This is a genomic window from Paratractidigestivibacter faecalis, from assembly GCF_003416765.1.
GTDB lineage: Bacteria > Actinomycetota > Coriobacteriia > Coriobacteriales > Atopobiaceae > Paratractidigestivibacter > Paratractidigestivibacter faecalis.
In genome coordinates, this window is the sequence record NZ_QSNG01000001.1 from 733,745 (window position 1) to 753,344 (window position 19,600).

Sequence of the window (19,600 nt, forward strand, 5' to 3'; positions counted from 1 at the left end):
CCATGGCATCTGAGATGATGGAAGCCCTCGAGCTTCTCTGCCAGGAGAAGCACATCGACCAGCTCTACCTGCTGGACCGCCTCGAGCAGTCCCTGGCCAAGAGCTACGCCGACGTGCTGCACCTGCCGTTTGGCGCCCGCGTCACCATCGACCGCGCCTCTGGTCGCGTCTACGTCTACGAGCTCGTCCCCAAGGGCGAGGAGGACCCGGAGACCGGCGAGTACTCCGAGTTCGACGAGGTCGACGTGACCCCTCCCGGAACCTCCCGCATCGCCGCGCAGCATGCCAAGGCCGAGATCCGCGCCATCGTGCGCAACGCCGCTCGCGTCCAGATCTACGAGGAGTTCTCCCAGCGCGTCGGTGACATCGTGACCGGCACCGTGCTCCAGACCACGCCCGACTTCACGATCATCAAGATCCGCGAGGGCGTGGAGGCCGAGCTGCCCCACTTCGACCAGCGTCGCTTCCCCGACGAGCGCAACGAGCGCCCGCAGGGCGAGCGCTACACCCACAACCAGCGCATCAAGGCCCTCATCATCGAGGTCCGCGACCCCAACAACGCCCAGCCCGTCGTCCGCGGCGAGCGCCAGCGTCCGCCCATCGTGGTTTCCCGCACCCACCCGGACCTGCTCCGTCGCCTCTTTGAGGTCGAGGTGCCCGAGGTCTACGACGGCATCGTCGAGATCCGCTCCGTGGCCCGCGAGGCCGGCGTCCGCTCCAAGGTGGCCGTCTCCTCCAACGACGACCACCTCGATCCGGTGGGCGCCTGCGTCGGCCCCAAGGGCAGCCGCGTCCGCACCGTCGTCTCCGAGCTGCGCGGCGAGCGCGTCGACGTCGTCCTGTGGCACGACGACCCCGCCAAGTGCGTGGCCAGCGCCCTCTCCCCGGCGCGCGTCTCTCGCGTGCTCATCGACGAGGACAAGAACTACGCCACGGTCATCGTTCCCGACGACCAGCTTTCCCTGGCCATTGGCAAGGAGGGCCAGAACGCCCGCCTCGCCGCCCGCCTCACCGGCATGCACATCGACATCAAGAACGAGTCGCTTGCCGCCGGCGTCCTGCGCGACCTGCCCCTCACCGTCGCCGAGTCCGACGACGAGGACGAGGAGGCCCACCGCTGCGAGTACGTGGGCGAGAACGGCGTCCAGTGCCGCAACATGGCGCGTCCGGGCTCCCGCTTCTGCGGCCTGCACGAGCGCATGGACGACGTCGAGGTCTCCGACGACCCCGACTCCCTCATCTAAGGGCAATGCCCGACCCAAGATCTGTCCCCGGGCACGCGCCCGATGCTTTGGAAGGTAGGTTACATGGCCAAGACACGCGTACATGACCTGGCTAAGGAATACGGCATGACCAGCAAGGAGATGCTGGGTCACCTCGCCGACATGAAGATCCCCGCCAAGAGCGCCTCCTCCACCCTGGAGGACGCCTACGTCTCCATGGTCCGCAAGCAGCTCAAGCCCATCCTCGATGCCCGCGCCGCAGAGATCGAGGCCGAGAAGCGCGCCGAGGCCGAGGCCAAGGCCGAGGAGGAGCGCATCGAGGCCGAGCGCGCCGAGAAGCAGCGCATCGAGGCCGAGAAGCGCCGCGAGGCCGAGCGCGCCGAGGAGGAGCGCCGCCGCAAGGCCGAGGAGGAGCGCCGCCGCCGTGCGGAGGAGGAGCGCCTCGCCGCCGAGAAGAAGGCCAAGGAGGAGGCCGAGAAGAACCGCGTGCGCGACACCGCGCCCAAGTCCGTCCCGTCCTTCTCCAGCCTGCTCGACCAGATCGCGCAGCAGGAGCAGGTCCTGAAGCACCAGGCCGAGGAGGCCGCGCAGAAGAAGGCCGAGTCCAAGGGCTCTCGCGGCGGCAAGCGCGGCTCCGGCCGCGGCGGCGAGAGCCGCCAGTCCGCCGCCCCTGCGGCCTCCGGCAACGCCCCGGCCGCCAACGCCGGCGCTGCCAACGACTCCGAGCGCTCCGACGGCCGCCGTCGCGGCAAGAAGGGCCGTCGCGGCGAGGAGGGCGGCGAGGACCGCTACAGCCGCATGGCCCGCGAGGCGGAGGCCTACAACCGCAACAAGGTCCTCGACGAGGCCCGCGAGGCCGTCGAGGAGGCCTCTCGCGAGTCCACCGGCCGCCGAAAGCGCCGCAAGGAGCGTCGCCAGAAGCAGCAGGCCGAGGCCGAGCAGGAGAAGCGCATCGAGGAGGCCATAGCCAACGATCAGGACCTGTCGCAGCTCGACACGGTCAAGGTCCCGCAGGGCTCCACGGTCAGCGACCTCGCCGAGCTTCTCGGCGTGCCAGCCAACGACATCATCAAGCGCCTCTTCCTGCTGGGCACCCCGCTCACGCTCACCGAGTCCATGTCCGACGACCTCATCGAGCTCGTTGCCGACGACCTCGGCCGTGACGTCAAGGTCATGACCAAGGAGGAGGAGAACTCCTTCAGCTTCTACGACAACCCCGAGGACCTGAAGCCGCGCTCCCCCGTGGTCACCGTCATGGGCCACGTCGACCACGGCAAGACGTCCCTGCTGGACGCCATCCGCCACACCGGCGTGGCGGCGGGCGAGGCTGGCGGCATCACGCAGGCCATCGGCGCCTCCCAGGTCCAGATCAACGGCCGCACCATCACCTTCATCGACACCCCGGGCCACGAGACCTTCACGGCCATGCGTGCCCGCGGCGCCAAGGTGACCGACATCGTCATCCTGATCGTCGCCGCCGACGACGGCGTCATGCCGCAGACCGTCGAGTCCATCAACCACGCGAAGGCCGCCGGCGTGCCCATCATCGTCGCCGTCAACAAGATCGACAAGCCGGGCGCCAACCCCGACAAAGTGCGCCAGGAGCTCACCGAGTACGGCGTCATCCCCGAGGAGTGGGGCGGACAGAACATGTTCGTCAACATCTCCGCCAAGAAGAAGCAGGGCATCGACGAGCTGCTGGAGAGCGTCCTTCTGGAGGCCGACGTCCTTGAGCTCAAGGCCAACCCCGACACGTTTGCCTCCGGCTACGTGCTCGAGGGCAAGCTCGACCGCGGCCGCGGCTCCGTGGCCACGGTCCTGGTCAGCCGCGGCACCCTGCACGTGGGCGACGCCCTGGTGGCGGGCCTGTCCTACGGCCGCGTCCGCGCCATGATCGACCCCAAGGGCAACCCCGTCACCGAGGCCGGCCCCTCCGACCCGGTCGAGATCCTGGGCCTTTCCTCCGTGCCCAACGCCGGCGACGAGTTCCGCGTCTTCCAGGACGACCGCGAGGCCCGCGACCTGGCCGACCAGCGCGCCCTCAAGGCCCGCATCGAGGAGCAGAACCGCGTGAAGCACGTCACGCTGGAGAACCTCTTCGACACCATGGCCGACGCCGACGTCAAGGAGCTCAACCTCATCATCAAGGCCGACGTCCAGGGCTCCATCGAGGCGCTCCAGGACTCGCTGGACAAGATGGACCAGTCCGAGGTCCGCATCAACACCATCCACTCCGCCGTGGGTGCCATCAACGAGACCGACGTGGTCCTGGCCGACGCCTCCAACGCCATCATCATCGGCTTCGGCGTGCGTCCCGACGCCAAGGCCCGCGGCGCCGCCGAGCGCGCCGGCGTCGAGATCCGCTGCTACGACGTCATCTACAAGGCCCTCGAGGACCTCGACGCCGCTCGCATCGGCATGCTCAAGCCCACCGAGGTGGAGGTCTCCACGGGCCTGGCCGTCGTCCTCGACACCTTCAAGGTGCCCAAGGTCGGCATCGCCGCCGGCGTCCGCGTGGAGGAGGGCGAGATCGCCAACTCCGACTCCGTGCGCCTGGTGCGTGACGGCATCGTGGTCTACAACGGCAAGATCGCTTCCATGCGCCACTACAAGGACGAGGCCAAGAGCCTACGCGGTGGCATGGAGGGCGGCATCGGCCTCGAGAACTTCCAGGACATCAAGCCTGGCGACCAGATTGAGGCCTACCGCATCGACCAGGTCGCTCGCACGGAGTAGCCATGAAGCAGAACCAGAACTCCCGCAGGAACAACCAGATCGCCCGCGAGAAGCTCGCGAGCATCCTGCTCTTCGAGATCTCTGACCCCGACCTCGCGCTCGTCACCCTGACGGGCGTGGAGGTCTCGGTCGACAAGTCGTTCCTTCGCGCCTACGTGAGCTGCGAGGCCTCCCGCTACGAGGAGGTCTCCGCGGCTCTTGGGCGCGCCAAGGGACGCATCCGGAGCCTTCTCGGCCACGCCCTCGGCTGGCGCGTGACCCCCGAGATCGCCTTCGAGATCGACACCACCACCGACGAGGCCGAGCGCATCACCCGCGCGCTCGAGAACGTCCCGCCCACCATCGGCGTCGAGAAGGACGAGTTCGGCTACCCGGTCGAGCCTGCCGACGAGGACGCCGTGGGCGAGGACGAGGACCCCGAATAGAGGACAGCCCAGAACAATGACGGTTTCCGACTTCGAGTGGCAGGCCGGCCTCTTCGACGAGATCTCCAAGCTCGTCGAAGAGGCCTCGTCCGTCGCCATCTGCGCCCACACGTCCCCCGACGGGGACGCCATAGGCTCCGCGCTCGCCCTGGCCGAGCTCATCGAGACGGCCTGGCCCGCCTGTGACGTGACCTGCCTTCTGGCCGACCGAGACGTCGTGCCCAGGACCTACAAGTTCCTGCCGGGCACCGAGCGCTTCGTCCACGTGGACGACTACGCCACAGACCCGGACCTCTTCTTCTGCGTCGACCTCTCCGCGCCGGGCCGCCTGAACGAGGCACGCCAGGTGCTGGAGCGCTCCCGCAAGGTGGCGGTCATCGACCACCACCCCTCTGGCGAGCGCTTCTGGGACGCCGGCGTGGTCAGGCCCGACGCCGCGGCCGCGGGCGTCATCGTCGCCGAGTACGCCCAGCACGTCCTGGGCCACCTCACCCAGACGATGGCCCAGAACCTGCTGTGCGCCGTCATCACCGACACCGGGCGCTTCCAGTACCAGAACGCCAACGGCGAGGCCTTCGAGGTGGCAAGCATGCTCGTCGACGCTGGCGCCCGCCCCGACGAGGTGGCCGTCAACGTCTACCAGAGCGACCGCCTGGCCTACCTGCACCTCTGCGCCAAGGTAATGAGCCGCATCGCCACCTTCGAGTCCGGGAAGATCGCCTACAGCTACGTCACGGACGCAGATTTCCGCGCCTGCGGCGTCCCCGTGAGCGAGTGCGATGGCCTCGTGGACCTCGTCCGCTGCGTCGAGGGCTCCGAGGTGGCGCTCTTCCTCAAGGAGGTGCCCGGCAACCAGGTCCGCGGCAACCTCCGCTCCAAGTCCGACAAGGACATCTCCGGCATCGCCCGCAGGATGGGCGGGGGCGGCCACCGCGCCGCCGCGGGCTTCACCGTGGACGGGGACATCGACCAGGCGCTCTCCGCCGTCCTGCCCATGCTGCGCGAGCTCTACGCCCAGGAGGTCCGTTGAGCCGCGGCCCGAGCGCGCTGAACGCGCTCGTCGCCGTCAACAAGCCCCTCGGCCTCTCCAGCCACGACGCGGTCAACCGCGTCCGTCGCGCGGTGGGCGAGAAGCGCGTCGGGCACGCCGGTACGCTCGACCCGGCGGCCTCCGGCGTGCTAGTCATAGGCATCGGCCAGGCCACCAAGCTCCTCGGCATGCTCACGCTGGACCGCAAGGCCTACGTCGCGCAGGTGGAGTTTGGCTCTGCCACGGACACCGACGACGCCGAGGGCGAGGTCGTCCGGACGGCCCCGGTGCCGCACGAGCTCTCCGACCCCGCGTTTGCCGCCGAGGCCCTGCACGGGCTTCTCGGCGAGCAGGACCAGGTGCCGCCGGCTTACTCCGCCATCTCCGTCAACGGCAGGCGCGCCTACGCCCTGGCCCGCGACGGCAAGCAGGTCGAGCTTGCGGCCCGCCACGTGACCGTCCACGCTGCCGGCCTCGTCTCCGTCGAGTCCGGCGAGAAGTGCGTCTGGACCTGCGCCTTCGATGTGTCAAAGGGCACCTACGTGCGCAGCCTCGCTCGAGACCTCGGCGAGCGCCTGGGCACCTGCGCCCACCTGTGCGGCCTGGTGCGCACGCAGGCGGGCGGCGTCTGCCTGGGAGACTGCGTCGACCTGGACGAGCTTGCCGAGGGCGGCAAGTCGCTCGTCGTGGAGCGCTGCCTTGACCCGGTGGCCCTCCTGGGGCTGCCGAGGCGCGACCTTGCCCTGGGGGAGCTTGCCGACGTCTCCTGCGGGCGCAAGATCGAGGTGGGGGAGGTCTTCGCGAGGGGGGAGCGGAGGGAGCCGCGCCCCGAGGAGCGCGTAGCCCTCGTGTTTGACGGGGCGCTTGCCGGCATCTGGGAGCGCCGGGGGACGAGCCTTGCCTGTCAGACCAACTTCCCGCAGGCCATCGAGGGGGTCAAGTGATGCTCGACTGCGAGCTCATGGACATAGCGCCCGAGGCGCCGCTCTCACGGGGCGGCGCCTGGCGTCTTGCGCAGGGGTCGCTGCCTGCGACGCGGGGTGCCTCTGGACGCCCCGTGCCCTTCTGCGTGGCCGGGGGCCGCGCCACGGGCTCCATCGCGCCTGCGGCGGGCCAGGACGACCTGGCCGGGCATTGGGTCTGCGCCATCGGGGCCTTCGACGGCCTCCACCGCGGCCACCAGGAGCTGCTGCGCCGCGCCCGCGGGGAGGCCCGCTGCCGGGGCTGCCGCCTTGCCGCCGTCACCTTCAGCCCCGACCCGGCAGACGTCCTGGGCGAGCCGCAGGGCCGCTCCAGGCTCCTCACCTGCGAGGAGCGCTCTCGCGGGCTTCTTGCGCTGGGCGTTGACGCCGTGGTGGCCTTCGACTTCACCGCGGCCCTCGCCGCCCTGGACCACCTCTCCTTCATGGGGGACGCCCTCCTGGCCGTCCTGGACGTGGACGCAGTCGTGGTGGGGTCCGACTTCCGGCTGGGCGCCGCGGGCGCCGGCACGGTCGAGGCCCTCGCGGCCGATGGCAGGGCGCTGGGCTTTGACGTCTGTGGGCTCGACCTTCTGGACGCCGGCGGCGAGGCCATAACGGCGACGCGCGCCCGGTGCCTCGTGCGCGCCGGGCGCGTGGAGGCCGCGGCGGGCCTTCTCGGCCGCTGCCTTTGCGCCACGGGCGTGGTCGAGCACGGGCGCGGCGAGGGGACCTCCTTTGGGTTTCCCACCGCAAACGTCATGGTGGACGCGCTCTCCTGCGTGCCCGACCAGGGCGTCTACGCGTGCCTGGTCACCCTCGAGGGCGAGGGCGGGCTTCTTGGCTGCTGGCCTGCCGCCGTCAACGTGGGGGTCCCGCCCACGTTTGCCGGCCAGTCCTCGCCGGACGCGAGGACGCTGCTCGAGGCCAACCTCATAGGCTTTGCGGGCGACGCCTACGGGCGCGTGGCGCACGTCACCTTCGTGCGGTGGCTTCGCGACTCCAGGTCCTTCTCGTCCCTGGAGGAGCTCGAGCGGACGGTTCGGGGCAACATCGGCTGGACGGCCCGGTCTCTGGGCGAGGGCAACGTCATGGGAGGGGGTGCCGCGTGATCACCGACGAGGACAAGGAGCGCGTCCGCCAGGCAACGGACCTCGTCGCCCTGGTGTCCGAGACCGTGGAGCTCCGCCAGCGCGGCCAGGAGTTCTGGGGCTGCTGCCCCTTCCACGGCGAGAAGAACCCCTCCTTCAAGGTCAACCCCAACACGGGCCTGTGGCACTGCTTTGGCTGCGGCGAGGGCGGCGACGTCTTTAGCTACGTGCAGAAGCGCGAGAACCTTGAGTTTCCCGATGCCATCCGCTACCTGGCGGACCGCGCGGGCATAGAGCTCGCCGAGGAGCGCGGCGGCCAGCGCGGGCCGCGCAGGAACCGCCTCATCGAGTGCCTGACCGAGGCCGAGTCCTTCTACTCGACCATGCTCATGCGCAGCCGCTCGGAGGGCGCCGCCCAGGCGCGAGCCTACTTTGCCGGGCGCGGCTTTGGCAGCGACGTCTGCCGCCGCTGGGGCCTGGGCTACGCCCCCGGCCGTGGCGCCCTGGTGGCGCACCTGCGGCAGAAGGGCTTCTCGGCGAGAGAGATCGTGGCGGCCGACCTTGCCGTGGACCGCAGCGGCCGCCCCTCCGACCGCTTCTACGAGCGCGTGATGTTTCCCATCCACGACGAGCTGGGGCGCACCATCGCCTTCGGCGGGCGCATCATGGGCAAGAAGAAGGACGTGGCCAAGTACGTCAACACGCGCGACACGGCCGTCTTCAACAAGGGCAAGCACCTCTTTGCCTACGACCGCGCCAAGCAGACCATGGCCGCCACGGGCCAGGCAATAGTCTGCGAGGGCTACACCGACGTCATAGCCATGCACGAGGCGGGCTTCACCAACGCGGTGGCCGCGCTGGGCACGGCGTTCAGGCTGGACCACGTCAAGCTGATGGAGCGCCAGCGCGTGAATCGCATCACGTGCATGTTCGACGGCGACGCCGCGGGCCAGCGCGCCGCGGAGCGCGCCGTGCGCTACATAGACAAGACCACGGCGGAGTTCCGCTGCGTGGTGCTGCCGGACGACATGGACCCCATGGAGTTTTTGGCCGCCCGCGGCGCCGACGAGCTGCGGCCCATCCTCGAGGCGGCCGAGCCGCTCATGGACTTCGTCTTTGCGAAGCGCCTGGAGGGCCTGGACCTCTCCGTTCCGGGCCGACGCGTGGCGGCCCTCAAGGACATGGCGTCGCTCCTGGCGCCGCTCAAGCACTCCGTCCTCCTGGACGAGTACGCGACGCGGCTGGCCGACACCTTGGGCCTTGAGGTCGAGGACGCCAAGCGCGCCATCCGCGAGGCCCCCGTCCAGGACGCCGACGACGAGAGGCCCAGAAGGGGCGGCGGCTCCCAGGGCGCCGCGGGGGGCTCCGGCGCGCGCCGCCAGGCTGCGGCCCCCGCCCGCAAGCCGCGAGCCCAGGCGGGCTCCTCCTGGGACGACGGGGTGCCCATGGACGCCTACGACGCCGTCCCCGTGACGGAGGACGGCGGTTGGGACGTGCCGCCCGAGTACGGCGCCCCCCTCGAGGCCGCGTCTGCGGCGCCGGCGTCCCCGCGCCTGGAGTCCCTCTCCGCCGACGAGCGCCTGCAGGTCTTCTCGGAGCGGGAGCTCCTCTGCGCGCTCGCGGCCAGGCCGGACGAGGTCAGGCCGTACGCGGACCGCATCGCGTCCTTCTCGTGGACGGACTCGCGCCACGAGGCCATGGCCTGGGCCATGCTCTCCGCCCCGGAGGGGTCAAGCCCCGCCGAGGTGGTGGCAGCCGCCGCCGGCGTGGTGCCCGAGGCGCCTTCCATCCTCTCCGGCGGACGCGCCCTGGAGGGTCGGGAGATGCCCGACGAGCGGAAGCTCTCGGTGGTCATGGACACGGTGGAGCTCGGCAGCTGCCGCCGTCGCATCAGACAGATCCGCGTGCGGCTGCGCAGCCTCTCCAAGGGGGCGCCCGACGGAGAGTCCGAGGGCCTCTTCGAGGAGGCCACCTCCCTTCAGCTCAGGGTGAACGAGCTTGTGAGGAAGCTGTCTTCCTCTTCTAACGACTGACGGTTTTGGGTATAGTGTTGAGAAGTTTGTGCGTCGAAGGGACATACGTGGCTGCAAAGAAGAGCAAGGACGACATCAAGCTTTCCGATGAGCTCACCGGTGTGGTTGAGAGCCTGGTTGCCTGCACGGGCAAGGGCGGTTCGGTGAGCGAGGACGACATCCAGGTCGCCCTCAAGGACATCGACGTCGACGGCGACGAGCTCTCGGACCTCTACGACAGCCTCCGCTCGCGTGGCGTCGAGGTCATGAGCAACGAGGCGAGCGCCCCCTCCACGGACTTCTCGTCCGAGGACGCCGACGACTTTGACGACGATTCCGGCTCCGACTCCGACGAGGACTCCCTGGACGATGACGACGAGGAGGACTCCGAGGCCGTCAGCGAGGCCAAGGCCATCAAGGAGGCCCTGCGCTCCGTGCCCAAGGCCAAGGCATCCAAGCCCAAGCGCTCCAGCCGCGCCCGTGCGCGCCGCGTCGACACCTCCACCGTCATGCTCACCGGCGACCCGGTCCGCATGTACCTCAAGGAGATCGGCAAGGTCGACCTGCTGACCGCCTCTGAGGAGGTCAACCTGGCCATGAAGATCGAGGCTGGCACCGAGGCCACCGAGAAGCTCGAGGCCGCCGAGAACGGCGAGATTGAGCTCACCCGCTCCGAGCAGCGCCGTCTCATGCGCGTGGAGGCCGTCGGCCTTGACGCCAAGCAGCAGCTCATCAGCGCCAACCTGCGCCTCGTCGTCTCCATCGCCAAGCGCTACGTCGGCCGCGGCATGCTGTTCCTCGACCTCATCCAGGAGGGCAACCTCGGCCTCATCCGCGCCGTGGAGAAGTTCGACTACACCAAGGGCTTCAAGTTCTCCACCTATGCCACGTGGTGGATCCGCCAGGCCATCACCCGCGCCATTGCCGACCAGGCGCGCACCATCCGCATCCCGGTGCACATGGTCGAGACCATCAACAAGCTTATCCGCGTCCAGAGGCAGCTGCTCCAGGACCTCGGCCGCGACCCCACCCCGGAAGAAATCGGCGCCGAGATGGGCATGAGCCCGGACCGCGTGCGCGAGATCCAGAAGATCAGCCAGGAGCCCGTCTCCCTGGAGACCCCCATCGGCGAGGAGGAGGACTCCTCCCTGGGAGACTTCATCGAGGACTCCACCGCCGTGGCCCCGCCCGAGGCGGCCTCCGACTCCATGCTTCGCGAGCAGCTCGACCAGGTGCTTGACAGCTTGGCAGACCGCGAGCGCAAGGTCATCAAGTTCCGCTTTGGCCTTGAGGACGGTCACCCCCGCACCCTCGAGGAGGTGGGCCGCGAGTTCGGCGTCACGCGCGAGCGCATCCGCCAGATCGAGTCCAAGACGCTGGCCAAGCTCCGCCACCCCTCTCGCAGCAGTCGCCTCAAGGACTACGTCGAGGACTAGCCTCAAGTTGCCTCTGAGCGCCTCGGGCCAACCGCCCGGGGCGCTCCGCGTATGACGGCTCGCCTTTCAGGTATGCTTGTCATCTTTAAAGGCGCGCTAGGGGAGAGGAACCAACCATGCGCAAGAAGTTCGCACCCGCGGCCGTGGCCGCAGCACTGCTGGCCCTCGCGATCGCACTCGTGGGCTGCTCGTCCGGGCCGTCCGACGAGGAGGTCATCAGGCAGGGCGTGAGCGAGGAGCTCGCCGCCATCAAGGCCGGCGACGACGAGCTCATCAGCTCCGTCGAGGAGGGCGCCGGAGAGGACCTCAAGACCCTTGGCATCGACGCCCGCGACTTCATGAGCGCGTACCTGGACGGCTTCGACTACTCGGTGGGAGACGTCAAGGTCGACGGCGACTCCGCCACGGTCCACCTGTCCATCACCTGCCGCTCCATGGGAGAGGCCACGGAGGCCTTCATGGGCGCCTATGGCGACGCCCTTGCCGACGCGGAGGACCTCACGGACACCGACGCCCTCTACGAGCTCGCTGGTAAGACGCTGCTGGAGAGCCTCTCGGCAACCCAGCCCAAGACCGTCGAGTGCGACGTCCAGTGCCAGAAGGACTCCGACGGCAACTGGTCCTACGCCGACGGGGTCTCCGAGCAGATGAGCGAGCTCTTCCTCAGCCAGTAACCGACTATCACCGGAGTTGCCCATGACCAGAAGATTCCACACGCCCGCGCTTCTCGCCCTGTTGACCGCGCTTGTCCTTGCGCTTGTCGGCTGCGGCGGGACCACGACCGGCGCCGACGCTGAGGCGGCCCGTGCCTGCGTCCAGACGGCCATGGAGGACGTGAGGACGCAGGCCCCCGACGCCCGCCAGGCCGTCCTCGACGAGCTGGAATCCCATGCGGAAAAGCCCCTCGCCAAGATGGGAGTCTCGGCGGAGGACCTGGTGGACGACTACTTCCGGGACTTCTCCTTCGAGGTCGGGGAGGCCACGGTCACCGGCAACAGCGCCCAGGTGAGCGTCAGCGTCACCTGCAGGCCCGTGCGCGACATCGTGACCCAGCTCGTCGAGAAGTGCGCAGGCAAGTGGGAGGCCGCCGCCCCCACGCTGTGGGAGCTCCTGGATGGGTCCGAGCCGCAGCAGGTCCAGACCTCGGTCAGCTGCACCAAGGAGTCTGACGGGACGTGGTCCTGCGACGATGGCCTGAAGCGAGCGCTCACTGATCTTTGCCTCAAATAATCCGCAGGTAGGAGACCTCGTCCGCAGTCTTTCTCAAAATAGTTGAGATTGAGGGTTGCATCGTCTGCGAAATCCTGTATATTACTTTCTTGTGCGAACGAGCACCCACCAATTCCCCGGTGGCGCAGTGGTAGCGCAGCTGACTGTTAATCAGCGTGTCGCAGGTTCGAATCCTGCCCGGGGAGCCAGTAATTTCATAGACCGTCGGGAAACCGGCGGTCTTTTTTGTTGCCTCCTACAACTGCGGCAATTCTATGGCCGCCATGGCGCTGTGATAGCATCAATGAGTTATTGCAACCACTAGACCTGTCTCGCGCGGCGTGTCCGCGTTAGGGGGAAATCTTGGATCAGAACACCCAGGGAGCCACCGCTCCCACCAAGGTGCACGTGGGCGGCCGCCTCTCCAAGGACCGCTACATCCTTCAGCAACTCGTCACCAAGGACTTCAAGCTCCGCTACCGCAGGAGCGTCCTGGGCGTCGTCTGGAGCGTCCTCAACCCGCTGCTCATGATGATCATCATGAGCTTCGTCTTCCAGTACTTCCTGCGCTCCAACCTGGAGCACTACTCGCTCTACCTCATCGTGGGTAACATCACCTTCGCCCTCATGAACGACGCCACCAACGGCGGCCTGCGCTCCATCATCGACGCCTCGTCGCTCCTGAAGAAGGTCAAGGTGGACCGTTGGGTCTTCCCGGTCCAGAAGGTCTTCTCGGCGGCCGTCAACTTTGCCTTCAGCCTCATCGCCGTTGCCATCGTCATGGTCTTCGACGGCGTGATGCCCACCATCCACGTTCTGTGGTTTGTCGTGGGCCTCGTGCTGGTCATGCTCTTCTCCATTGGCATCGGCCTCTTCATCGGCGCCCTGGCCGTCTTCTTCCGCGACATGATCCACCTCTGGAGCGTCGTGCTGACCGCGTGGACCTACCTCACGCCCATCTTCTGGGATCTGTCGCTTCTTACCAACTCAAACGCCCCGCGCATCGTGGTCTGGATCGTCAAGGCCAACCCCATGTACAACTACCTGGAGATCATGCGCTCGGCCTTCGTCTACCAGAACAACCCGTCTGTCACGGTGCTCGCGCTTGCCGCCATCTGGGCCGTCATCGCCCTGGTCATCGGCATCACGGTCTTCAAGAAGACCGAGCACAAGTTCATCCTCTACATCTAGGGAAGGCACGGCCCAGTCATGGCTTACAACTCTCTGCCCGCCTCCTCGCAGGAGAAGTACTCCATCGAGGTCGAGGACGTCTCCATGATCTTCAACATCGCCTCCGAGGTGCTCACCAACCTCAAGGAGTACTTCATCAAGGCCATGAAGCACGAGCTGTTCTTCAAGGAGTTCCGCGCCCTCAACCACGTCTCGTTTAAGGTCAGCCGAGGCGAGGTCGTGGGCCTGGTGGGCACCAACGGCTCCGGCAAATCCACCATGCTCAAGTGCATCGCCGGCGTGCTCGAGCCCAGCGAGGGCTCCATCACCGTCCGCGGCAACATCGCCCCGCTGATCGAGCTGGGCGCCGGCTTTGACCCTGAGCTCACCGCGCGCGAGAACATCTACCTCAACGGAGCGCTGCTGGGCTACACCAAGGAGTTCATCGACGGCCACCTGCAGGACATCATCGACTTCGCCGAGCTGCAGGACTTCATGGACATGCCGCTCAAGAACTACTCAAGCGGCATGGTGGCCCGCATCGCCTTCGCCATCGCCACGGTGACCGAGCCCGACGTCCTCATCGTCGACGAGACCCTCTCCGTGGGCGACGTCTTCTTCCAGGAGAAGTGCGAGGCCCGCATCAAGTCCTTCATCGACAGCGGCCACGTGACGGTGCTCTTCGTCAGCCACTCCATCGAGCAGGTCGAGCGCATCTGCACCCGCGCCGTCTGGATCGAGAAGGGCCAGCAGCGCATGGACGGCCCCGTCGAGGAGGTCTGCCGCGCCTACAGGGCCCAGTTCGACTAGCGTCGGCGGGGGAGAGGGGCGCTTCTCCTTGCGCCGCCCGCCGTCATTTCCGTGCCGCTCGATTTTTGCCTTGCCCGCCGCCCGACTCAGGCGTACAGTATGCAAGAACCTTTAAGCGGTACTGTGAGACCAGCAAGGTGAGACAACCCCTTCCGGGGTCACTTATAGCCTTCCTACTGGGTGTCCTGTGCCGCCTGACGGTCAGGGCATCTTTTTTGTAAGGAAGGAGTCCCATGGAACAGGCCAAGCTCAAGGCCCAGATCATGGACGAGCAGGCGATGGCGCGCGCCCTCACCCGCATTGCCCATGAGATCATCGAGCGCAACGAGGGGGCCGAGAAGATCGGCATCGTCGGCATCGAGAGCAGGGGAGCCGTTCTGGCCCCGCTGCTGGCAGACGAGATCGAGAAGATCGAGGGCGTTCGTCCGCCGGTGGGGTCGCTCGACATCAGCTTCTACCGCGACGACGTCACCCGCATGATCGCCCCGGTGCTGCACGGGACCAACATCCCGTTCTCCATCGACAGCCGCGACGTCATCCTCGTCGACGACGTCCTCTACACGGGCCGCACCGTCCGCTCCGCGCTCGACGCCCTCATCGACTACGGCCGCCCCAAGACCGTCCAGCTTGCCGTCATGGTCGACCGCGGCCACAGGGAGCTTCCCATCCGCGCCGACTACGTGGGCAAGAACGTGCCCTCCTCCCACGAGGAGGACGTGCGCGTCAACATCCGTCCCAACGACGACACCACCTCGGTCGAGATCTGGACCAAGCCGACCGTAGGCGTTGATGGAGGTGCCAACTAAATGCTTTCCGTCAAGCACTTGATCGACACGACGAGCCTCACCGAGGATGACATCTACCAGATCCTCGACACGGCCCGCGCGTTCGAGGACGTCAACAGCCGCGCCATCAAGAAGGTTCCCGCCCTGCGCGGCCGCACCATCGTGAACCTCTTCCTGGAGCCCTCCACCCGCACCAAGAGCTCCTTCGAGCTCGCCGAGAAGCGCCTGTCCGCGGACAGCCTCTCCATGGGCGGCTCCACCTCCTCGGTGGTCAAGGGCGAGTCCTTGGCCGACACCATCCAGACCATCGACGCCATGAACGTCGACATGTTCATCTGCCGCGCCAAGCTCGCCGGCACGCCGCAGAAGATTACCGAGCACACCGACGCCATCGTCATCAACGCCGGCGACGGCAAGCACCAGCACCCCACCCAGGCCATGCTGGACCTCTACACCATGCGCAAGAACTTCGGCCACCTGGACGGCCTGAAGGTCGCCATCGTGGGCGACCTCTCCCACAGCCGCGTCTGCGGCTCCCTGGTGCCGGCCTTGAAGACCGTCGGCGCCGACGTCACCCTCGTCGGCCCCCCGACCTTCCAGGTCGACGACCCTGACTACTACGGCGTGCCGCAGACCGCCGACTTCGACTCCGTCATCCCCGAGGTCGACATCGTCTACATGCTGCGCGTCCAGCTCGAGCGCATGGAGGGCGCGTCCATCCCGTCCCGCCGCGAGTACAACCGCCTCTGGGGCCTGGACATGGCCCGCGTCAACAAGATGCGCCCGGAGGCCATCATCTGCCACCCCGGTCCCATGAACCGAGGCATGGAGATCAACGCGGACGTCGCCGACTGCGCCCGCTCCAGGATTCTGACCCAGGTCAACGCCGGCGTGCTCACCCGCATGGCCGAGATGTACCTGCTGCTGGGAGGAGAGAACAATGGCATTTCTGCTTAGGGGCGCCCGCGTCGTAGACCCGCAGGAGGGCATCGACGACGTCCTCGACGTCCTCATCGACGGCGAGAAGATTGCATGCGTCGGCAAGGACCTCGAGGCTCCCGCCGACGCCGAGGTCATCGATGCCGCCGGCAAGTACCTCGTTCCCGGCCTGGTGGACATGCACGTCCACTTCCGTGACCCGGGCTTCGAGTACAAGGAGACCATCGAGACCGGCTCCGCGGCCGCGGTCCACGGCGGCTTCACCGACGTGGCCACCATGCCCAACACCGACCCGGTCACCGACACCGGTGCCGAGATCCGCTACCAGATCGACCGCGCCCACGCCGCCGGCCTGTGCCACGTCCGCCCCATCGGCGCCATGACCCGCGGCGAGAAGGGCGAGTCCCTCGCCGAGATCGGCGACATGGTCATCGAGGGCGCCGCCGCCTTCTCCGACGACGGCCACGGCGTCCAGAGCGCCGGCATGATGCGCACCTGCATGGAGTACATCGCCCAGTTCGACCGCGTCGCGCTCGCCCACTGCGAGATCGAGTCCCTCTCCGGCCACGGCGTCATCAACGAGGGCCGCGCCTCCACGCGTCTGGGCATGTTCGGCTGGCCGGCGCTGGCCGAGGAGCTCGAGATCTACCGCGACATCGAGCTCGTCCGCCTCACCAAGTGCCCGCTGCACATCTGCCACATCTCCACTCGCAAGGGGCTTGACCTGGTGCGCGCCGCCAAGGCCGACGGCCTGCCCGTCACCTGCGAGGTCACCCCGCACCACCTCTTCCTCTGCGAGGACGACATCACCGACGCCTATGACACCAACCTCAAGATGAACCCGCCCCTGCGCACCGCCGACGACGCGGCCGCGCTTCGCGAGGGCCTTCTCGATGGCTCCATCGACTGCGTGGTCACCGACCACGCGCCGCACGCCCCGCACGAGAAGGACTGCGAGTGGGAGATCTCCTTCTTCGGCATCGTGGGCCTCGAGACCTCGCTTCCGCTCATGCTGCAGAACCTCGTGGCCAGCGGCAAGATGAGCTGGGCGCGCCTCGTCGAGGTCATGGCCGTCAACCCGCGCCGCCTGCTGCGCCTTGACCCCGTCAGCGTCAAGGCCGGCTCCGCCGCCGACCTCACCCTCATCGACCCGGCCAAGTCCGTCACCGTGACCCCCGAGTGGATGCAGAGCCGCTCCAAGAACTCCGCCTGGCTTGGCCAGACGCTTACCGGCGTCGCCACCGACGTCTTCGTCTCCGGCAAGCGCACGCTCACCGACGGCGTCGTCACGCCGCGGCACTAGGGGACAAAGATGACCCTCATGTCCAGGGTGCGAGAGCACGCCTACACGGTGCTCGAGAACGAGGCGGTCGGTGACGGTATCTGGCGCATGGTCTTCAGCGCGCCGGAGCTCGCCGGCTCCCTCGAGCCCGGCCAGTTCATGAACTTCCTCGTCCCCGGCGCCAAGCAGATCCTGCGCGTGCCCCTCTCGTTCGCCTCCGCGGACGCGGAGTCAGGCACCGTAGAGGTCATCTACGCGGTCGTCGGCGACGCCACCCGCGCGCTCACCAGGATGGCGGCGGGCGAGTCCTCCTCCGTCCTCGGGCCCTCCGGCAACGGCTGGGTCGTCCGCAAGGGGCAGGGCCGCTCCGTCGTCGTCGGCGGCGGCGTGGGCGCGCCCCCGGCCGTCGCCGCGGCCGGCCTCCTCGCAAAGAAGGGCGTCGCCTTCGACGGCGTTCTCGGCGCGCAGACCGCCTCCAAGCTCTGGGGCGTCGAGCGCCTGGGCGAGCTCGGCGCAGGCCTTGCGCTTGCCACGACCGACGACGGGTCCTTCGGCATCAAGGGCTTTACCACCGACGCCCTGCGTGAGCTGCTCTCGCAAGGAGACTACGACACGGTCTACACCTGCGGTCCGCAGGTCATGATGCGCGGCATCGCCGCGATTTGCCGTGAGGCGGGCATCAAGTGCCAGGTCTCCATGGAGCGCATGATGTCGTGCGGGTTCGGCGCGTGCAACACCTGCAACGTGCTCATGGCCGACGGCACCTACAAGTCGTGCTGCATGAACGGCCCCGTCTTCGACGCCGAGGAGGTGGCGTGGTAATGGCGAAGAGCTGCGTGAACATGGCCGTCGACCTCGGCGGCGTGAAGATGCAAAACCCCGTCAACACCGCGTCGGGCACGTTCGGCTTCGGCTGGCAGTTCGAGGGCTTCTTCGACGTGTCGCGTCTCGGCGCCATCACGACGAAGGGGTGCTCCGCCGAGCCCTGGCTCGGCAACCCCGAGCCCCGCATGTGCGAGGTGCCCTCCGGCATGATGAACACCGTCGGCCTCGCCAACCCCGGCGTCGGCGGCATGCTCGACGCCTGCGGCGACTATCTTCGCGAGCTCGAGGGCCGCGGCTGCCGCGTGATCTTGCAGGCTGCCGGCCACTCCCACGAGGAGTACATCGCCGCCGTCGAGAAGATCGAGGAGCTTGCGCCGTGGTGTTCCGGCATCGAGCTCAACATCTCCTGCCCCAATATCGCACGCGGGGGCGCCCTTGTGGGCGGCACCCCGGAGTCCGCCTCCGAGGTCGTCGAGGCGGTGCGCGACCGCGTGCACAGGCCCCTCTTGGTAAAGATGGCCCCGGTGCGCGTGCCCGAGATCGCCCGCGCGTGCGAGGCGGCGGGCGCAGACGCCCTGTGCCTCATCAACACCATCAACGGCATGCACCTCAACGTCCACACGCGCAGGAGCATGCTCTCCAAGCCCACCGGCGGCGTCTCCGGCCCCGCCATCCACGCCATCGCCGTGCGCATGGTCTGGGAGGCCGCCAATGCCGTGAAGATCCCCATCAACGGCATGGGTGGCGTCGCCACCTGGGAGGACGCGGCCGAGATGATCTTGGCTGGCGCGACTTCCGTCACTGTGGGCACCGCCAACTTCTACGACCCCTGCGCCGCTAGCAAGATCGTGGACGGACTGGCCGGCTGGGCCGTCGAGCAGGGAGTATCCGACATCAACGAGCTGATTGGAGCCGCAGAATGCTGACGTATGAGCAAGCCTCCGACAAGGTCATCATCGCACTGGACTGCAGCCGCGAGCGCGCCTTCGAGCTTGCGGACATGCTCGCCGGCAAGGCCACCTGGGTCAAGGTCGGCATGACTCTCTTCTACGCCGAGGGCCCCGCCATCGTGGAGGCCATGCGCGAGCGCGGCCTCAGGGTCTTCCTGGACCTCAAGGTCCACGACATCCCGTTCCAGGTCCAGGGCGCCGTGCGCTCCGCCGCCATGACGGGAGCCGACATCATCTCCATCCACGGCCTGGGCTCCTCCGCCATGGTCTCCGCCGCCCGCAAGGGTGCCGAGGAGGCCGCCGAGAAGTGCGGCCGCGAGCGCTGCCGCCTTGTCGCCATCTCGGTCCTGACGAGCATGGACCAGGACGCCCTGGCAGAGATTGGCGTCACGTCCCCCATCGCCGAGGAGGTGGCGCGTCTCGCCAGCCTTTCCTATGGCGCTGGCGCCGACGGCATCGTGTGCTCCCCGCAGGAGGCCGCCCAGATGCGCGAGCTGCTTGGCCCCGACGCGCTCATCGTCACCCCGGGCGTGCGCCCGGCGGGCTCCGCGGTGGGGGACCAGAAGCGCATCGCCACGCCCGCGGCCGCCATCCAGGCCGGCTCCTCCAAGCTCGTCGTCGGCCGCCCCATCACCGCCGCCGACGATCCGGTGGCCGCCTTTGACGCCATCTGCGAGGAGCTCATGGCCTAGGGGCTTCAGCTTTTTGCACAAAACAG

18 protein-coding genes and 1 tRNA gene are annotated in these 19,600 nt (G+C 68.0%); all 19 read left to right on the top strand.

Going from position 1 to position 19,600, the window contains the following annotated elements; genetic code table 11:
- The first annotated feature begins 2 nt into the window (after window positions 1–2).
- On the top strand, window positions 3–1,244 hold the full coding sequence (nusA, locus tag DXV50_RS03075) for a transcription termination factor NusA (protein ID WP_117204740.1): 1,242 nt from the start codon (window positions 3–5) through the stop codon (window positions 1,242–1,244).
- 63 nt (window positions 1,245–1,307) lie between these two features.
- Window positions 1,308–3,959, top strand: a complete 2,652-nt coding sequence (gene infB, locus DXV50_RS03080; RefSeq protein ID WP_117204741.1) for a translation initiation factor IF-2 — start codon at window positions 1,308–1,310, stop codon at window positions 3,957–3,959.
- A gap of 2 nt (window positions 3,960–3,961) precedes the next feature.
- A complete protein-coding gene (gene rbfA / locus DXV50_RS03085) occupies window positions 3,962–4,384 on the top strand; it encodes a 30S ribosome-binding factor RbfA (RefSeq protein ID WP_117204742.1) in 423 nt (140 codons plus the stop codon).
- 16 nt (window positions 4,385–4,400) lie between these two features.
- The gene (locus DXV50_RS03090) at window positions 4,401–5,414 is read left to right on the top strand and encodes a DHH family phosphoesterase (RefSeq protein WP_117204743.1); all 1,014 of its coding nucleotides are present in this window, start codon (window positions 4,401–4,403) and stop codon (window positions 5,412–5,414) included.
- On the top strand, window positions 5,411–6,358 hold the full coding sequence (gene truB / locus DXV50_RS03095) for a tRNA pseudouridine(55) synthase TruB (RefSeq protein WP_117204744.1): 948 nt from the start codon (window positions 5,411–5,413) through the stop codon (window positions 6,356–6,358). Before DXV50_RS03090 ends, truB begins: the two co-directional genes overlap by 4 nt.
- On the top strand, window positions 6,358–7,485 hold the full coding sequence (locus DXV50_RS03100) for a riboflavin kinase (protein ID WP_117204745.1): 1,128 nt from the start codon (window positions 6,358–6,360) through the stop codon (window positions 7,483–7,485). Before truB ends, DXV50_RS03100 begins: the two co-directional genes overlap by 1 nt.
- Window positions 7,482–9,497: a DNA primase gene (gene dnaG, locus DXV50_RS03105; protein ID WP_117204746.1), complete on the top strand. Its 2,016-nt coding sequence runs from the start codon at window positions 7,482–7,484 to the stop codon at window positions 9,495–9,497. Before DXV50_RS03100 ends, dnaG begins: the two co-directional genes overlap by 4 nt.
- 47 nt (window positions 9,498–9,544) lie before the next feature.
- A complete protein-coding gene (rpoD, locus tag DXV50_RS03110) occupies window positions 9,545–10,912 on the top strand; it encodes an RNA polymerase sigma factor RpoD (protein WP_117204747.1) in 1,368 nt (455 codons plus the stop codon).
- 116 nt (window positions 10,913–11,028) lie between these two features.
- A complete protein-coding gene (locus DXV50_RS03115; protein WP_117204748.1) occupies window positions 11,029–11,586 on the top strand; it encodes a hypothetical protein in 558 nt (185 codons plus the stop codon).
- 22 nt (window positions 11,587–11,608) lie between these two features.
- Complete coding sequence (locus DXV50_RS03120) at window positions 11,609–12,142, top strand: hypothetical protein (protein ID WP_147556674.1); 534 nt, start codon at window positions 11,609–11,611, stop codon at window positions 12,140–12,142.
- 113 nt (window positions 12,143–12,255) lie between these two features.
- Window positions 12,256–12,330, top strand: a tRNA-Asn gene (locus tag DXV50_RS03125).
- Window positions 12,331–12,484: 154 nt separating this feature from the next.
- The gene (locus DXV50_RS03130) at window positions 12,485–13,312 is read left to right on the top strand and encodes an ABC transporter permease (protein ID WP_232817436.1); all 828 of its coding nucleotides are present in this window, start codon (window positions 12,485–12,487) and stop codon (window positions 13,310–13,312) included.
- An 18-nt stretch (window positions 13,313–13,330) separates the two neighbouring features.
- Window positions 13,331–14,101 carry an ABC transporter ATP-binding protein gene (locus tag DXV50_RS03135; protein ID WP_117204750.1) on the top strand — a complete coding sequence of 257 codons (771 nt, stop codon included), beginning with the start codon at window positions 13,331–13,333 and terminating at the stop codon, window positions 14,099–14,101.
- Window positions 14,102–14,334: 233 nt separating this feature from the next.
- Window positions 14,335–14,907, top strand: coding sequence for a bifunctional pyr operon transcriptional regulator/uracil phosphoribosyltransferase PyrR (gene pyrR, locus DXV50_RS03140; protein ID WP_117204751.1), 573 nt, complete (start codon window positions 14,335–14,337; stop codon window positions 14,905–14,907).
- On the top strand, window positions 14,908–15,843 hold the full coding sequence (locus tag DXV50_RS03145) for an aspartate carbamoyltransferase catalytic subunit (protein ID WP_117204752.1): 936 nt from the start codon (window positions 14,908–14,910) through the stop codon (window positions 15,841–15,843).
- Window positions 15,827–17,128, top strand: a complete 1,302-nt coding sequence (locus tag DXV50_RS03150; protein ID WP_117204753.1) for a dihydroorotase — start codon at window positions 15,827–15,829, stop codon at window positions 17,126–17,128. The genes DXV50_RS03145 and DXV50_RS03150 overlap by 17 nt, the downstream gene beginning before the upstream one ends.
- Before the next feature lie 9 nt (window positions 17,129–17,137).
- Window positions 17,138–17,929: a dihydroorotate dehydrogenase electron transfer subunit gene (locus DXV50_RS03155; RefSeq protein WP_117204754.1), complete on the top strand. Its 792-nt coding sequence runs from the start codon at window positions 17,138–17,140 to the stop codon at window positions 17,927–17,929.
- Entirely contained in the window at window positions 17,929–18,858 is a 930-nt protein-coding gene (locus DXV50_RS03160; protein WP_232817437.1) for a dihydroorotate dehydrogenase, read from the top strand. Before DXV50_RS03155 ends, DXV50_RS03160 begins: the two co-directional genes overlap by 1 nt.
- Window positions 18,852–19,574: an orotidine-5'-phosphate decarboxylase gene (gene pyrF, locus DXV50_RS03165; protein ID WP_174233334.1), complete on the top strand. Its 723-nt coding sequence runs from the start codon at window positions 18,852–18,854 to the stop codon at window positions 19,572–19,574. The genes DXV50_RS03160 and pyrF overlap by 7 nt, the downstream gene beginning before the upstream one ends.
- Window positions 19,575–19,600 lie beyond the last annotated feature (26 nt).

Bases quoted from the DNA above. Each gene is read 5' to 3' on its own strand.
- rbfA (WP_117204742.1), top strand. From the start codon at position 3,962: ATGAAGCAGAACCAGAACTCCCGCAGGAACAACCAGATCGCCCGCGAG.
- DXV50_RS03155 (WP_117204754.1), top strand. From the start codon at position 17,138: ATGACCCTCATGTCCAGGGTGCGAGAGCACGCCTACACGGTGCTCGAG.
- DXV50_RS03145 (WP_117204752.1), top strand. From the start codon at position 14,908: ATGCTTTCCGTCAAGCACTTGATCGACACGACGAGCCTCACCGAGGAT.
- DXV50_RS03150 (WP_117204753.1), top strand. From the start codon at position 15,827: ATGGCATTTCTGCTTAGGGGCGCCCGCGTCGTAGACCCGCAGGAGGGC.
- pyrR (WP_117204751.1), top strand. From the start codon at position 14,335: ATGGAACAGGCCAAGCTCAAGGCCCAGATCATGGACGAGCAGGCGATG.
- DXV50_RS03160 (WP_232817437.1), top strand. From the start codon at position 17,929: ATGGCGAAGAGCTGCGTGAACATGGCCGTCGACCTCGGCGGCGTGAAG.
- DXV50_RS03090 (WP_117204743.1), top strand. From the start codon at position 4,401: ATGACGGTTTCCGACTTCGAGTGGCAGGCCGGCCTCTTCGACGAGATC.
- DXV50_RS03100 (WP_117204745.1), top strand. From the start codon at position 6,358: ATGCTCGACTGCGAGCTCATGGACATAGCGCCCGAGGCGCCGCTCTCA.
- nusA (WP_117204740.1), top strand. From the start codon at position 3: ATGGCATCTGAGATGATGGAAGCCCTCGAGCTTCTCTGCCAGGAGAAG.
- DXV50_RS03115 (WP_117204748.1), top strand. From the start codon at position 11,029: ATGCGCAAGAAGTTCGCACCCGCGGCCGTGGCCGCAGCACTGCTGGCC.
- pyrF (WP_174233334.1), top strand. From the start codon at position 18,852: ATGCTGACGTATGAGCAAGCCTCCGACAAGGTCATCATCGCACTGGAC.
- DXV50_RS03120 (WP_147556674.1), top strand. From the start codon at position 11,609: ATGACCAGAAGATTCCACACGCCCGCGCTTCTCGCCCTGTTGACCGCG.
- infB (WP_117204741.1), top strand. From the start codon at position 1,308: ATGGCCAAGACACGCGTACATGACCTGGCTAAGGAATACGGCATGACC.
- DXV50_RS03135 (WP_117204750.1), top strand. From the start codon at position 13,331: ATGGCTTACAACTCTCTGCCCGCCTCCTCGCAGGAGAAGTACTCCATC.